The organism is Bacillus solitudinis, from assembly GCF_002797395.1.
Taxonomy (GTDB): domain Bacteria; phylum Bacillota; class Bacilli; order Bacillales; family Bacillaceae_D; genus Halalkalibacter_A; species Halalkalibacter_A solitudinis.
This window is the reverse complement of the sequence record NZ_KZ454943.1, coordinates 2506280-2521713: the sequence shown is the minus strand read 5'-3', so window position 1 is coordinate 2521713 and position 15434 is coordinate 2506280. Positions and strand designations below refer to the sequence as shown.

Here is a 15434-nt window from a genome sequence, read left to right as displayed (position 1 = left end):
TTACTTTAAACAAATAAGGGGGTCTACTATTCAATAGATACTTTTCTACTTAATTCGACAAATTGATGGTTGAAATAAATTACCTTTGACAATTATTACAAAAAAAACTTTTCCTTGATGCTACTTTAGCCTTCAAGATTTTAGAATCACAACGCTTGCACAATTCACCTTCTCTATCATAAACATAACAGTGTTGGTTGTATTGGCCAGTTAATAGGTCACCCTTATATACAGGCATATCCATATAACCTCCGTAAGTAAGCCCCCTTTTTAATATTGCCTGAATACTTCTATACAAGGCTTGTTTCTCCTGAATCGTTAATTCTTGAACTTTTCTCTGCGGTAAGAGACAAGATTGATAACAAATTTCATCAGAATACAAATTTCCAATACCCGAGATAAACTTTTGATTTACCAAAGCTGACTTTAACATCCCCCTTTTTTTCTCAGCTAACTTATAAAATGCATCTAAAGTAAAGGAATCGTCCAATGGCTCTGGACCTAGGTCTCGTAATTTCTCCTCAACTTGATCAAGACTATGCAAATGCAAATATCCTAATCGGAGCCCCATCAAAAACAAAGAGCAATCATCAAATATAAACGTTACTTGTTTCGTTCGTTTTGGTGCATCACCTTCTCCACCTATATACATCACTCCCCCTAGCATTAAATGGAGCAATAATACTTTTCCTGATTCAAGGTTAAATAATAGGTGCTTGGCTTTTCTATCAATTGCAACAATCGTTTGTCCTTCTACGTGTTGTCTGAACTGTTCAACGGTAACATTAAGTGACTTTTCTCTAGTAATTGTTATCTCCTGTATTCTTTTCCCAATTAAATGTTCACTTAAGCGGGTTCGATAGTTTTCCATTTCAGGTAACTCCGGCAAGTATATTCACCCTCTCCAATTAAATACTATAGTGCTTAGTCTTACCAGAAAGGATAGAGAATAACTTATATTCTTTAGCTTTTTATAATAAATTGATGGATCCATAAATGTAAATCCTTATAGGCTTCGTACTAGTTTTAAAAGAGAAAAGACTACCAATATGGCAGTCTTAATTTCATTTTAACTATCTTTTTCTTGGGCCGTCCAAAATTTCGGAATCGGAACCTTTCCCCACTCTATATCTGATGCGAAATAAAAACTTGGGTAAGGAGGCTGGTTATATACTGTATTTTGCCATGCAATAGCTGTTCGGTACTGAGCATCATGCATTAAGGTATAGAGCTTTCTATCTGTAACTTCTGTACTTACGTAAATTCGGATAGCTGAGCTATCTGAGGTTCTAACTAATAATTCCTCTCTCCAATCACCGAAAATATCAGCTACAAGACAGGGATTTCCCTTTGTCCCATTATTTGTTCTTGTTTCATTCGCTGTCAGGAGAGTACCCCTAACCCAATCGGTAATTGTCGTATCATCATTAAAGGTCCCCTCCACAATTTGAGTCATCATGTCACCAGACCACCTAATTGTCATATTGGTCCCTGGAGCTTCCATGCTAATTTGTTCTCCTTTTGCTGTCTTTAAGCCGAAACCATTAGCCCAAGTTTCTAGACCGCGATAAGTAGGATTTACATCTCCAACAATTCCCCGGTCACGATCCTCTTCAGCATATTCGCCGTATATAAACTCTCCTGTAGCAGCATCACGTAACGTATACCCATATGGGGCCCATCGTCCATTTTCATGTATCATGAAAATCTCAAGCCCAGGGCGATCTGGGTCAACATTAGCTACGTGCAAAGTATCCCCGTGGCCAAGCTTAGCTATTTTGCCAGGATTTGCACTTTCCGGAGGCATCACATCGGTTGAACTATATAAAACGCTTCCATCATGATCAATCGTTGCTGATCCATAAATAATTTCTTGCTTTCCATCCCCATCAATATCAGCCACGCTTAATGAGTGTGCGCCCTGATTTGTGATCGAACCATAGTCCTTTGACCTTCCGTCTCTTGGGTGGGGATTGTCATTAAAGGGATTGCTCATCGATGTCCATCCGCTATCTGTACACCAGTATTCTTTAAGGTGATGGCCATCCCAACTATAGGAAATAATCACAGCTCGAGTATAATACCCCCTAGCAAAAATTGCATAAGGTTTCTCACCATCTAGGTAGGCTACACCAGCAAGGAAGCGATCAACGCGGTTTCCTGGTTCAATACGTGGCATTGCGTAATCTCCCCACATTAATCCATCATCAAAGCGACCTGGTTTATAATGAATCGTTTCAAGCTCTTTTCCTGTAGATCCTTCAAAAACCGTTAAAAATTCAGGCCCCTCAAGAATAAAACCTTCAAACGTTCTTAAGTCATTTTTCTTACTCCGATTTGGTGCATAAACATCAATAAAATAGGTTGCGAGTTTTTTGGCATCTTCTAGTAGTAATGGATAGTGGTATTGCTTCTCTATTCCAAAACATTCCTCAAGTGAAGAAGGCCAGTGACCGTTCAGCACTTCCTCATGCTGATGCCAACCCATGAACGTCTGTACGAGATAATGATAATAATCTTCACTACTCATTCGATAATCGTCTGAATGACTATAACCTGCACGACGATCCTTCTCAGGTAATGTAACAAATCTTTCAGTAACCATACTTCCTTCCTTATCAAACAGTAAGGTTCTTGTCCCAGGGGCTGTTTTCATCATGAGCTCTGCTTTTCCATCACCATCAAAATCAAATACCATAAATTGCGTATAATGAGCTCCTGCCCTAATGTTCACGCCAAGATCTATGCGATAAAGAAGTGTTCCCTCAAGTTTGTAGCAATCTAGAAATACATTGCCTGTATATCCTTTTTGAGAAACATCCTTAGAGTTTGATGGATCCCATTTCACAAAAAATTCGTATTCTCCATCACCATCTACATCGCCTACACTCATATCATTAGCGGAATATGTATAGACTTCACCAGAGGGAGTCACTCCATCTGCTGGCTTTTGTAACGGTATATCATAATATCCTTTTTCCCACGGAGTTACGTCGTCACTTCTACTCATTTCTTGTTCATTTACTACCGCAGCTACGGAATATTTGCACGTAGCCTTTCCTGCATCATCTAAATAATTTGTACTGTCTTTAACGGTAGCAATCAGTAAATTATTTCGATAAACGTAAAAATCCGTACCAACTAATCCTGTTTCAGAATAACCGGTCACTTCACTTGCTAGTAACCTCCAGCTAAGATAAACACCTTCAGAGGTTGAAACAGCTACAAGGCCTCTATTTAGATATTCCAATTGCATTTGCAAAACCACCTTATTTAAATATTCCTTATTAGAGCGCTTTCAAAAAGAGAAAAAAACACCTTTCGGACTATTACCATTATATTTTAATTATTTAAACTTTGACAGGGAAATCACTTGAACTGGGTAATTTAAGCTTTTCTTATTTTTTTGAGTCAAGCAGAAAGAGGCTGTGTCATAAGGGGAATTTAACCTTATGACACACCTCTTAGTGATGTGCTTAATCGCTACATCTATGATGATTGGCTTCCTCATCGCAAGGAAAGTAGTGAACGAAAAGGCCGCTGAAAAAGATCGGTTTCATCTTTTTTCAGTGGCCTTTCAGCAATGAGCGGAACCGTCGCTTTGTCTTAAGCCTACTACGAGAAACCCACTCATAGCAGGCGTACAACGTGTGGAGCCATTGCTTCTTCCGCGAATCTGCCTAAAAGGGACTTTTCAGTGGCCTCTGAACGTAAGCCATTTTCATCTCTTGAAATGCTTTTAAGAAAGCCCCTATCTCATTTTTGTTTCAACTAAAATGTCCCCAAAAAACTTCTCGCAGGTCTACCTTAACTATGTAACAACACGACCCTGCTACATTTTATTTTCAGAGTCGAAAGGTTTTAATCGGTAGCCAATTCCATAGACTGTCTTAATAAATTCTTTGTTAAACTTTTCTCTTAATTTAGAAATATGGACATCAAGAGATCTTCTCTCTCTCGAAGAATAAGAATGATGGATGCATTTCACTAAATCATCACGTTTGACAATTTTACCTCTGTATCTATTTAAGTGTAAAACAAGTTGAAATTCCGCTGGAGTTAGGTAAATATCCCGTCCCTTATATAAAACTTTTCGAGATTTGTGATAGAATACCAAATCATTTGTTAACTGGCTTTCTTCTAAAACAAATGTTTTTCTTCGGAGTAAAGACTTCATCCTTGCTGTAAGCTCTCTATAACTAAATGGTTTGATAATGCAGTCATCTGCACCTAGCTCAAGAGCTAATATCTTAGGCCCCTCTTCACTTTTTGAAGCGAGAATAATTAACAAAATATCGGCTTGTGCTTTACGAAAATATCGGCAAATTTCTAAATCGTCTTTATTAGGTATGGCAACATCAATAATAATAAGTTCAGGTCCTTCCTTATGAAAAGCCTCAATAGCTTGCTCACCATTAAGGCCTATTACTACACTGAAACCTAAATCTACCAACCTTCTAAAAATTGGTTTAATCGTTTTTTTGTTTTCATAAACAATTAGAACTTTTTTAGCCATTTTCTTATCACCTAAGATTGCTTATTTGATCTTTTAATCACCATACAAGTCATGCCTTTATCCAATTTTTATTGAGATAAAAAAGGAATAACTTTTTTGATTTTGAAACGTTTAGCCTTTTTAATTATGAGCTTATACTTATATAACCACTTATTTTCCATAAAGGTATTACTTTCCCCTAATATTTCCTGACTATGAATTGGAGGAACTTTAGAATCTTTTTTCACATAGTGATAGGAACCTTCAGCATTTTGCTCGCGGGCCTTTATATTATCTGACAGATAAAGAAGTAACCATTTTTTTACGGTAGTTTTTAAACTAATCTCTAAAACTGGGAATAAAATCTCAATCCTCATATCCATATTACGTGTCATTAAATCAGCTGAAGAAAGATATGTTCCTTCTTCACCATTTTGATAAAAATAGTAAATCCGACTATGTTCTAAAAAACGACCAAGTATACTACGCACGGTAATCGTTTCACTTACTCCCTTTATGCCAGGCCTTAAGCAACAAATCCCTCTCACAATCAAGTCAATTTTCACACCGTTCTTAGAGGCTTCATAAAGTTTATCGATTAATATCTTATCCGATAGCGAATTCATCTTGGCGATAATATGACCATTTCCATACTGTTGATGACATAAAATTTCTCGGTTAATTAACGTAATAAATTCCTCGCGAATCCCATGAGGTGCTACCACAAGATAGTTATAATTAGGTTCGGCGTTATACCCACTAATATAATTAAAAAAGTTCGTAGCATCTACGCCGATCTTTGGATTTGTCGTAATTATACCGATATCAGTATAAAGTTTAGCTGTAGCATCGTTATAGTTGCCCGTACCTAAATGAACAAACCGTTCAATTTTATTGTTCCTTTTCCTAACGATAAGAGTGATTTTGCTATGTGTTTTCAAATGAGTGAATCCGTAAATAACATGGCAGCCTTCTTTCTCAAGCTCCTTTGCCCAACTCACATTATTTTCTTCGTCAAATCTTGCTTTTAGCTCTACCAATACGGTCACTTGCTTTCCATTAATAACCGCTCTCTTTAATGCTTTAATTATTGATGAATCACCACTTACACGGTAAAGGGTTTGTTTTATTGTTAATACATTGGGATCCTCTGCAGCTTTTGCTATTAACTCCACGACGGGTTCAAAAGAGTTATAAGGATGGTGAAGGAGAATATCTTGATCTAATGCCTTTTGGAACAAATTTTCGCCATAAGATATTTGTGGTGGCAATTGAGGAATGAACGGTTTATTAATTAGGTTAGGCTTGAGAGTCTGAATTTCTTTATAGAATGAGAATAAAAAAGTTAAATCCAAAGGACCTTGGACAATATACGTATCATCATTTTGTAACTCTAAACGCTCTTGGATGTATTCTAAAGCTTGGTCATCCTCTACTGGTCCAGCAACCTCAAGACGAATTTCTGCCCCCCACTTACGCTTTTTTAATTCTTTCTCAATCTCAATGAGTAAGTCTGATACCCCATCTTCATGAATCGTTAAATCTGCATTTCTAGTAATCCGGAATGGTAGAACACTTTTTATCAAATACCCTTTAAATAATTTATTGATAAAAAATGCAATAAGATTCTCTAAGAGAACAAATGTGGTCCCTTGTTCTATTTTGACATAGCGCCCCAACACAGCAGGGACTTGCACGAAAGCCATTTTTCTTTGATTCGCCTTATCTGTAAGAACAATTGCTAAATTTAGACTTTTACTAAGTAACTTAGGGAATGGACGGTAAGCATCAATTGCCATCGGGGTTAACACAGGATAAATCTTTTCATCAAAATATGTTTCTAACATACTAATTTGTTTAGGATTTAATTCCTCGACCTGTTGCAACAAAATTCCTTCTTCCCGTAATAAAGGGAGAAGCGTTTCTTGATACGTCTCATATTGTTTTTCAACGAGTTGATGCGTTTTTTTTGATATACAGTCTAACTGTTCTTTTGGGGTTAATCCTGATTTATTATCTGGTTTTTCATACTTTGCCTTAACTTGATCCGTCAAACCCGCTACTCTCACCATAAAAAATTCGTCTAAATTCGCACTAAAAATCGATAAAAACTTTAGACGTTCAAGTAATAGATTACGAGGATCAATCGCTTCTTCTAGTACCCTTTGATTGAACGCTAGCCAACTTAATTCTCTATTATTGTAAAGTTGTTTTTGGTTCATAAGCCTCACCCTTTTTTCAAAAATCTACACTCTTCTAGCTTAACTGACCTTTTTCTCCGGATCATCAATTATATGTAAATGAAATGTTAATCTTTTGTAAAGATATTAAAAATTTTCAAAACATACTTCTTCTGGACATTTTTTATAGGTTAAACATATCGACGGTTTACACTATATGTTTGTTTGTTGATGATGTATTTGTTGATAGTAAAAGTCCTGTAAAATATCATTTGTAATTTTTTTTGATGAACGAGGCACGTGAATCCTAGAAAGTGCTGCTTTCATCATCAGCTGTTTTTCTTCATTACGAATAAGCTTTTTTGTTTCTAGAACAAGCTGAGGCACTCTTTCCCTTCTAATAGCCGCACCTTGACTTTCAAAAAATAAAGCATTCTCCTTTTCTTGCCCCGGAGTAGCTCTCGGTATAATAATCGGTATATTCATAGCCATAGCTTCTGTTAAAATCACACCACCTGGTTTGGTAATAACACAAGACGCTATCTTTAGTAATTCTTGAATATGATTCACGTAACCAAATACCTTGATGTTCTCTTTATCACGGTACGTTGACATTAGAAGGTTATATAGTTCTCGGTTTTTCCCGCAGACAATTGTCAATTGAATAATGGGGTCATCTTTCAATAAATCACAAATATATTTCATTTCTTTTGAAACTCCAAATGCCCCTGCAACAATAAGAACTGTTTTCTTTAACGGATCTAAAGCATATTTTTGTATTAGAAACTGTTCATTTAATGGTTGGTCAAACTTAGTTGAAATTGGGATACCCGAAATAGTTACTTTTTCTTCAGGGATTCCTACATTTACGAGTTCATCTTTTAACTTTGGCGTCGCGATGTAATATTTATTAATTGTTGGATGAACCCATAAATGATGCAAGCAGTAATCGGTGACGACGTTATAAGTTGGAAGAAGGGAGTTCGTTTTATTTTTATGGAAAGGAACAGCGAAGAAAGGAAATGTATTGATAATCAAATTTGGTTGCTCTTGCTCCATGATTTTCTTTAACTTAGAATGACCATAACTGAGTAACTTCAAGTTCTTCCTTTTTGAAATCTCTCTACTACTATAATAAAAAAAGCGATAAATTTGTCTCCCACCTGTTGTATAACTTTTCAAATAAACTTTTCTTGTCCATTCATTAAGGAGTGGACTCGTTTCATAGAATAAATCTTTTACTATTACGTTTTTTATTCCTATATCCGCAAACTCTTGCTCTAAGGAATGGGCAACTTGAAGATGGCCATTCCCATAGTTTGTCGTAAGAATTAACACTTTTGGCAAAATCATCGAGAACACGCTCCCTTATCCATTCTACTTGTAATCATACCAACCAATTTTTAAGGGCTTATTAACGTAATGTTCAACTTTCGTGAATTTATTATTGTTTTCTACTTGAATATAGAAACAAAATTAGTTGAAATATCAATTAGTTTATATTATTGTTAATCAATAGCATATTAATTAACAATATGAATTGTAGAAAAGGAGAAATTAAATTAAGGTACACGCTATTAATTATAGATATCTTTGAAAGCGTTAACTTTACTAGATAAAAGGAGAGAAACTAGATTGAAAACAAACATATTTGGTCACTCAATATTATTAGCAATGCTGTTATTATTGTTTACCGCTTGTAATAACCAGACAAATCTAACTTCAGGAGAACCAAATCAAGAACAGAAAGCTGAGTCGCGACTAAACACAGACCTACATCTTTTTACGAACGCTTCTGTACATGATCCTTCAGTCATTAAAGTGAACAGTTCTTTCTATGTATTTGGCTCTCATTTAGCTGCTGCCAAATCAACAGACTTGATGCAGTGGCAAAAAGTAGCCGATGGGGTAAATGAATCTAATCCACTTTTTGAAAACGTCGTTGAGGAATTGAAAGAGACGTTTGATTGGGCGGAGTCTGATACGTTATGGGCCGCTGACGTCACCCAGCTTGAAGATGGGCGATTTTATATGTACTACACGCTTGTAAGGGTGACTCTCCCCGCTCTGCACTAGGTGTAGCTGTCGCAGATGATATAGAAGGTCCTTATGAGGATTTAGGCATTCTTCTAAAATCCGGTATGTGGGGCCAATCAAGTGAAGATGGAACGACCTATGATGCAACTGTTCATCCTAATGTTGTGGACCCTCACACATTCTTCGATAAAGGTGGAGACTTATGGATGATGTATGGTTCCTATTCGGGTGGAATTTTTATTTTGGCAATGGACCCAGATACCGGCTTCCCTTTCCCTGACCAAGGGTACGGTAAAAGAGTTATGGGCGGTAATCATAGTCGAATTGAAGGACCTTATGTTCTTTACCACCCCGATACCGATTATTACTACATGTACTTGTCTTACGGTGGACTTGATGCTGCAGGTGGGTATAACCAACGCGTAGTGCGTTCGAAAAACCCCGATGGACCTTACTATGATTCACAAGGAAACGATATGATTGAAGTCATGGCCGATCCGAACCTTCCACTCTTTGATGACCGTTCTATTGAGCCATACGGAGTTAAACTGATTGGAAATTTCTTATTTCAAAAAGTATCTGATGAACCACATTCGGGTATGGAGCACGGCTATGTATCCCCAGGACACAACTCAGCTTATTATGATAATGCAACAGGAAAGCAATTTCTTATTTTCCATACTCGCTTTCCCGGAAAAGGCGAGGCTCATGAAATCCGTGTTCACCAAATGTTCATGAACCAAGATGACTGGCCTGTTGTGGCTCCTTATCGATATGCGGGTGAATCACTCGATGACGTTGCCACTGGGGATGTAATTGGTGATTATAGATTTATAAATCATGGCAAAGACATTTCAGCCGATATCAAAGAATCCACTTTAATCCGATTACAAGAAGATAACACTATTACCGGATCAGTTCAGGGTCAGTGGGAAAAAGTAGACGGTAATCGTGTTGAGTTAACAATTGATGGATTAATGTATGATGGTGTATTTATCCGTCAGTGGGACGAAACCTCCAAAAGTGTTGTAATGACATTTACTGCTCTATCAGAAGAAGGAGTAGCTATATGGGGAAGTAATACTAAGGAAGTACTTGTTCAAACAGTTGATTAAATAGAACATTTAAAATCATAAAAAAAGAAGTAGGAACTGAAAAAGATTCCTACTTCTTTTTATTGATCTTAATTACCGAGAATACCCGGAAATACTCTCGACTATACCCAAATAAAAGAAAAAATCAATTTAAATTCGCTCTTTCAAATAATGCAGCATAAGCTTTAGCAGATTTCTTTAAGAGAACTTCTGTAGAGTCTTCTACCCTTTGTTGCAATACCTCCTGAGATACTGAACCAGTGTATCTCACTTTTTCCAAAGGGGGAGGTTGCATGACATCCTTACCAAGGCATCTTACAGAGTTTCCTTATGCTAATACTCCATTTCCTTTTCACGTATCTATGAATCAATTAGCTTTTGGATATCCAGCACACCGCCATGGTTTTTTTGAGTTTTCCTTAGTTATTAAAGGATTTGGCACTGAACTCATTAATGGAAGCAGACATCTAATGAAGCCGGGTACATTTACATTTGTTATGCCTTACCAAGTCCATAAAATTGAAACGGCCCCTAGGGAAACTCTTCAACTGTAATTTCGGACTGGACCTTCTTACTAATAGCCAGCATTCTCGAATGAATCCGTTGCTCTTTGAAGCCGAGGAATTTCTACCATCTTTTGTGCAATTTGAAGAGAAGGAATTTAATCAGATAGAAGGTTTACTTTGTGAAATGTATAGAGAATACTAACAACAATCGATCTGGAAAAAGAACTTCTCGTTGCAAAATTAGTTGAGGTTCTCATTAGATTTGATCGTTCTAGACGGGCCAAAGCTTTGCCTCATAACTCGGAGAAGTGGGATAAGAAGCCAAAAAGACTTCTTATTTGGGATATCATTCAATATATTCATCTCCATTACCATGAAGAGCTATCATTGCCATTTCTGTCTGAAAAATTTAGTATGAGCATCTCTTCTCTAAGTGACCTATTCAAAAACCAAATTGGTCAAACATTTGTTGATTTCCTACATGACTTACGAATTAGGCATGCATGCGGTTTACTCGTTTCAACAGACTTAAACATTTCCGAGATTGCGCTTGAGTCAGGATTCGGTTCCTATAAGACCTTTTCCCGAGTATTCCGCTCAATCAAGAATGCTTCCCCGACAGAATATAGACGGTCATCGAATCATTTACCTCCAGAATGAACTAGCACTATTTAAATCTATCTATATTAACCATTATAATATCCTGTTTAGTATAAGCAGAAAAATAGATTAACTCTTCTTTCTGCTTATACGTAAGTTCTAGCCTATATCAATATCAACTAAGTAATGGAATTTTTTTAATTAAACGTTTAATTGAAGCATTGGCTTCATGTAAAATTACTTTTTTCTCCATTGTTTTAATGACTCGATTTTCCATTACAATCTCCCCATTAATTATTGTAGTTACTACATCAGCCCTAGTGGCAGAGTAGACAATTCTTGAGATAGGGTCAACATCAAAGGATGGGTACGTATGAAAATCATTTAGATTTAAAATAGCTAAATCTGCTTTTTTTCCAACTTCAATACTCCCTATTTGATCTTCCATTCCAATTGCTTTAGCCCCATTAATTGTTGCCATACGAAAAACGGTTTTTGCATCCATGGTTGTTGACCCGTGAGAAGGCTTTTGGATTAATGCTGCTAATCTCATTTCATTAAACATATCCAAGTTATTATTACAGGGAGCGCCATCTGCCCCTAAACTAACTGAAATGCTTTGTTCCAATAAATGAGGGACTTCCGCGATACCAGATGCTAATTTTAAATTAGACCCCGGACAATGGCTAACGTGAACTCCTTTTTCTTTTATAATTGTCTTTTCCTTTTCATTTAGCCAAATACAGTGAGCCAAGATTAATCTTTCGTTCGCTAATCCTAAATAATCTAAATATTCAATGTTTCTCATTCCTGTTTCTCTCTCGACAATTTCAATTTCTCCTTTATTTTCTGAAGCATGCGTATGAACATAGACTTGATAGGATTTAGACAGCCTACTGACTTCTTTTAATAACTCTTCCGTACAAGAAACAACAAAACGAGGTGAGAAGGCATACTTTATCCTGCCGTTATCAAAGTTGTTCCATTTTTCCATAAGGGCAACGCTTTTTTCAATTGATTCTGATGTTTTTTCCTGTAATTGAGGAGGCACTTCTTCGCCTTTATCCATCATAACCTTACCAGATAAAGCCCTTATCCCACTTTTGGCGATAGCTTTAAATGCATAATCTGTATGATGGACAGTTTCCATATCAACAATAGTTGTTGTACCACTTTGGATTAGCTCCCCTATCCCAAGCAACGCTGAATAATAAATAGACTCTTCGTCATGAGCAGCCTCCAGGGGCCATATTCGTTTTTTTAACCAATCCATGAGTTCTAAGTCATCACCTTTTCCACGAAAGATTGTTTGGCATAAGTGAATATGTGTTTGTATAAACCCTGGGATCACTAGCCTTTCCGTTGCATCAATCACTTTTTCATCTCCAGTTTCTTTTAAATCCGTCCCAATAGCTTTAATCTTGTCATTTTCTATTAAAATGTCAGCATTTATTATTTCTTCATCCTTATTCATTGTAATAATCTCTGCATGTTTAATTAATATTCTACTCATTTCAGAACCACTCCCTTTAAAGACATATTTTATAAAGTCATTTGGGGTTTCCTTCAAATTATGTTGCTTCCTTTTATCTTAATACTTGATACGTAAAATCATCACATAATTGGTACAAAAGCTACGAAACAATATTTTATAAATCTGGCTTCAATCTTAAAAAAGAGGGTGCGTCATAAGGTCAGTTTTTGACCTTATGACGCACCCCCTAGCAATATGCGAAGTCGCTACATCTTTTTAAAGACCTTACGATGAGTAGTTTTTTCTTAGCGTAAGACGAGTAGGGACGGAAGTATTGATATATCCTATGATTTTGAGACAACCTCTTTCGAATTGAGATTGTTTAAGACTTCCCATCTTTATGCTCGTTTTTGCAAATTAATGCATAGTTGGCGATATGCGTCTGATTCCGTATTCATCCCTTTGTCTCGATAAACTTTTGATATCCATTGTATGGGTTTGGGTTCATTCGGTTTCAATTCCATCTCCCAGCTAAAACACTCAATTGCTTTATCTAGGTGTTTAAACTCATAGTACAGCTCTCCTAGAGTTTGCATTTGGTCTAAATCATCACTAAGCTTCTTCATGGTATCAATTCTTTTAAAAACCTCTAGTGTTTGATGGTTTTCTTTAAAAGGAGCGAGCCACTCACCAATATAAGTTAAGTCATAGTTTTTCAATAATGAACTTACATATTTATTGAGCAATAGTTCAGCTTTTTCAGGAATTAAGTCAATCAGCGGGCTTAACAATTGATTAAGCCTGTCTGGTTGCAAGGAATGTGCATTTAAATCTAATTGTTGTAGCATGTTTTCAAATGTCTCAATCTGATCATTACTGAGCTTAAAGTCATATTTGTTCATCATAGTAAATATTTCTTCAAGCCTATTTTCTTTAACATATTCATTAAATAAATCTTGTTGCAAAGGAAGGAAATTGGGTAGTTGACAGGATAACTGCTCTAAAATATAGACTGTTTCATTTTCGTTTAAATGCTGTTCAAGTGTTTTTTTAAGAGGGTTATAGTAGTCAGTTGAAGGGGTTAATATTAATTTATACATAAACATAGCTATCAAATCGCTCCATCTGGACTCTAGTTCCAAGTGGGCTATGAGTAGGTTAAACTTTTGCTCATTATCTTTTTGAGAATAAAGTGTTTTCTCTGCAAAAATCAAATCCTTTTCAAACAACTTCTCAGAGCCTTCATTGTAAAGACTAGCATATTTATTAGCCATTGGATCTTTGGCAAGCTGTTTTACCAAACTATGCTTCGGGGCAAAATCCATTAAAATCTGAATAATTCGGTAGCCCAAATACCTCTGTCCGTTCCGACGATATTCGTAGAAAATCGAGATCATTTCTTCAAACAATTGCTTTTTGGGTACAAACGATTCAAAGAAGGTTAGAATATGCGCTTTTTCCTGTGGAGAGTAATTCACTTCGAGCTTTTTTAATAATGGCTTTAAGCTAATAATTTGGCAAGGTTGATTGGAGGTTAGTAATACGTTAATTAACGGATGAGGAGACTCAAAAACCATACCTTTTTTAAAAGCATGCTCGATGAATGAGTTGCGACGAAGTCTTGTTGCTTTTGCAGCTGTGAGGAACTGGGATTTATAAAAAAACAGATAATAAACCTCATTGTTTTCACTAAACGCTTCTATAATTTCACCTTGCAGATAATATGAAGCTCTTTCTGCTTTTAATTGGATATGATTTTGTTGACCATAGAGAAAAAATTGGTCTTGATTCATAATATCTACCTCCTATCGTTTCCTTAACTATAACACAGTTTAGGTAGAAACTTTAATGCCCCTTAATTTCAGAGGAGGATCATTAATCTGAAATCGCGACGAACATATTAAAAAAAGCTTTTCAAAGACCGTGTTACTCACTCGCTGAAGCTAGATGGTGACTTATTAGTGACTAAAAACTTAATTTCCACAACTCTGAGTAGCTATCCATATCTATGTTTGCATGTGCGAAGTCGCAACATCTTTTAAAAGCCTTACGATAAGTGGTTTCTCATCGTAAGGCGAGTAGCGACAGAAGCCATTGTTACGTCTTCGTTCCTGACCAAGGGAACAAGTTTTTATTTTTTTTAGGAAGCTAAGACCTAAAAGTTTGTGACAGCCAAACCAACAACGTGAATCCTTTCCATCTAAAAATCAATCTTTTCCAAATACAAACCACCAGGATCAGCCATACGTCCTGTTTGGTTTCTTTCTTGTGATTTTAAAATTTCTGGTATACTTTCAGCTTTTATTTCACCTAAACCAACATCTATCAATGTACCAACCATTTTTCTAACCATATTATAAAGAAACCCATTCCCTCGTACTTTAATCTCAATGAAGCCTGCATTCTCTTCAATATCGATCGCATAAACTTTCCTCACCATCGACTTTTTCTTAGACTTGGCATTTGAAAAAGCAGTAAAGTCATGTTCTCCTATGAAGTATTGAGATGCTTGCCTCATTTTTGTAATTTCTAACTTTTTCTCAATATGCATACTGTATTTTCGCATGAATGGATTTATATGCTCTTCGTTCCAAATTTTATATAGATACGTTTTGTCTTTTGCGTTATACCTCGCATGAAAACGATCATTAACTAGAGTCACCTCTGTAACGCTTATATCCTGTGGTAAATATCTATTCAAATAATGTTTGACTTCAGACTCTGTTAGATTCTCACTACTTTTAAAATTGGCTATTTGAGCAAAGGCATGCACCCCTGCATCGGTTCGGCTGCACCCGATGATTTCGACTTTATTTTCTACTAGCTCTGATAAAACATTTTCTATTTTTCCTTGAATTGTATTTTCGCCATTTCCTAGCCGCTGCCAGCCCTTATAGCGTCCGCCATCATATTGAATGACCAATTTATAATTATTCATTGAATTCTCCTTGTTTTACACTTTATTGTTTCCTCATTTGATCTTATTATAACATTTCAAGCCAAACGCTGAAGACAGGTGAACCTTTCATCCATTCTACCAAGTACGAC

General features: G+C 36.2%; 10 protein-coding genes and 1 pseudogene. 3 read left to right on the top strand and 8 right to left on the bottom strand.

All coding sequences use genetic code 11. The features are described 5' to 3' along the window. Positions 1-79 precede the first annotated feature (79 nt). The 5 genes from CEF19_RS12220 to CEF19_RS12200 form a co-directional block, all read right to left on the bottom strand. Complete coding sequence (locus tag CEF19_RS12220; protein ID WP_100406306.1) at positions 80-889, bottom strand: Fpg/Nei family DNA glycosylase; 810 nt, start codon at positions 887-889, stop codon at positions 80-82. Positions 890-1069: 180 nt separating this feature from the next. Further along, complete coding sequence (locus tag CEF19_RS12215) at positions 1070-3256, bottom strand: rhamnogalacturonan lyase (RefSeq protein ID WP_100406305.1); 2187 nt, start codon at positions 3254-3256, stop codon at positions 1070-1072. Positions 3257-3832: 576 nt separating this feature from the next. After that, positions 3833-4516, bottom strand: coding sequence for a response regulator transcription factor (locus CEF19_RS12210; protein ID WP_100406304.1), 684 nt, complete (start codon positions 4514-4516; stop codon positions 3833-3835). 68 nt (positions 4517-4584) lie between these two features. Continuing rightward, positions 4585-6717, bottom strand: a complete 2133-nt coding sequence (locus CEF19_RS12205; protein WP_100406303.1) for an RNA degradosome polyphosphate kinase — start codon at positions 6715-6717, stop codon at positions 4585-4587. Positions 6718-6888: 171 nt separating this feature from the next. Continuing rightward, on the bottom strand, positions 6889-8028 hold the full coding sequence (locus CEF19_RS12200; RefSeq protein ID WP_100406302.1) for an MGDG synthase family glycosyltransferase: 1140 nt from the start codon (positions 8026-8028) through the stop codon (positions 6889-6891). Between the two features lie 321 nt (positions 8029-8349). Here CEF19_RS12200 and CEF19_RS12195 point away from each other — a divergent pair. From CEF19_RS12195 to CEF19_RS12185, 3 genes and pseudogenes are all read left to right on the top strand, one after another. Further along, positions 8350-9827, top strand: a pseudogene (locus tag CEF19_RS12195) (glycoside hydrolase family 43 protein). Positions 9828-10099: 272 nt separating this feature from the next. Further along, positions 10100-10360, top strand: coding sequence for an AraC family ligand binding domain-containing protein (locus tag CEF19_RS12190; RefSeq protein ID WP_100406301.1), 261 nt, complete (start codon positions 10100-10102; stop codon positions 10358-10360). A gap of 240 nt (positions 10361-10600) precedes the next feature. Next, positions 10601-10972, top strand: a complete 372-nt coding sequence (locus CEF19_RS12185) for a helix-turn-helix domain-containing protein (RefSeq protein WP_100406300.1) — start codon at positions 10601-10603, stop codon at positions 10970-10972. A gap of 115 nt (positions 10973-11087) precedes the next feature. Here the strand turns inward: CEF19_RS12185 and CEF19_RS12180 are convergent, their stop codons facing one another. The 3 genes from CEF19_RS12180 to truA form a co-directional block, all read right to left on the bottom strand. Beyond that, a complete protein-coding gene (locus CEF19_RS12180) occupies positions 11088-12425 on the bottom strand; it encodes a 5'-deoxyadenosine deaminase (RefSeq protein ID WP_100408296.1) in 1338 nt (445 codons plus the stop codon). 359 nt (positions 12426-12784) lie between these two features. Beyond that, positions 12785-14179, bottom strand: a complete 1395-nt coding sequence (locus tag CEF19_RS12175; RefSeq protein ID WP_100406299.1) for a hypothetical protein — start codon at positions 14177-14179, stop codon at positions 12785-12787. A 407-nt stretch (positions 14180-14586) separates the two neighbouring features. Continuing rightward, entirely contained in the window at positions 14587-15324 is a 738-nt protein-coding gene (gene truA / locus CEF19_RS12170) for a tRNA pseudouridine(38-40) synthase TruA (RefSeq protein WP_100406298.1), read from the bottom strand. Positions 15325-15434: the final 110 nt, after the last annotated feature.

Bases quoted from the DNA above. Each gene is read 5' to 3' on its own strand.
- CEF19_RS12215 (WP_100406305.1), bottom strand. From the start codon at position 3,256: ATGCAATTGGAATATCTAAATAGAGGCCTTGTAGCTGTTTCAACCTCT.
- CEF19_RS12210 (WP_100406304.1), bottom strand. From the start codon at position 4,516: ATGGCTAAAAAAGTTCTAATTGTTTATGAAAACAAAAAAACGATTAAA.
- CEF19_RS12205 (WP_100406303.1), bottom strand. From the start codon at position 6,717: ATGAACCAAAAACAACTTTACAATAATAGAGAATTAAGTTGGCTAGCG.
- CEF19_RS12200 (WP_100406302.1), bottom strand. From the start codon at position 8,028: ATGATTTTGCCAAAAGTGTTAATTCTTACGACAAACTATGGGAATGGC.
- CEF19_RS12190 (WP_100406301.1), top strand. From the start codon at position 10,100: ATGACATCCTTACCAAGGCATCTTACAGAGTTTCCTTATGCTAATACT.
- CEF19_RS12180 (WP_100408296.1), bottom strand. From the start codon at position 12,425: ATGAGTAGAATATTAATTAAACATGCAGAGATTATTACAATGAATAAG.
- CEF19_RS12175 (WP_100406299.1), bottom strand. From the start codon at position 14,179: ATGAATCAAGACCAATTTTTTCTCTATGGTCAACAAAATCATATCCAA.
- truA (WP_100406298.1), bottom strand. From the start codon at position 15,324: ATGAATAATTATAAATTGGTCATTCAATATGATGGCGGACGCTATAAG.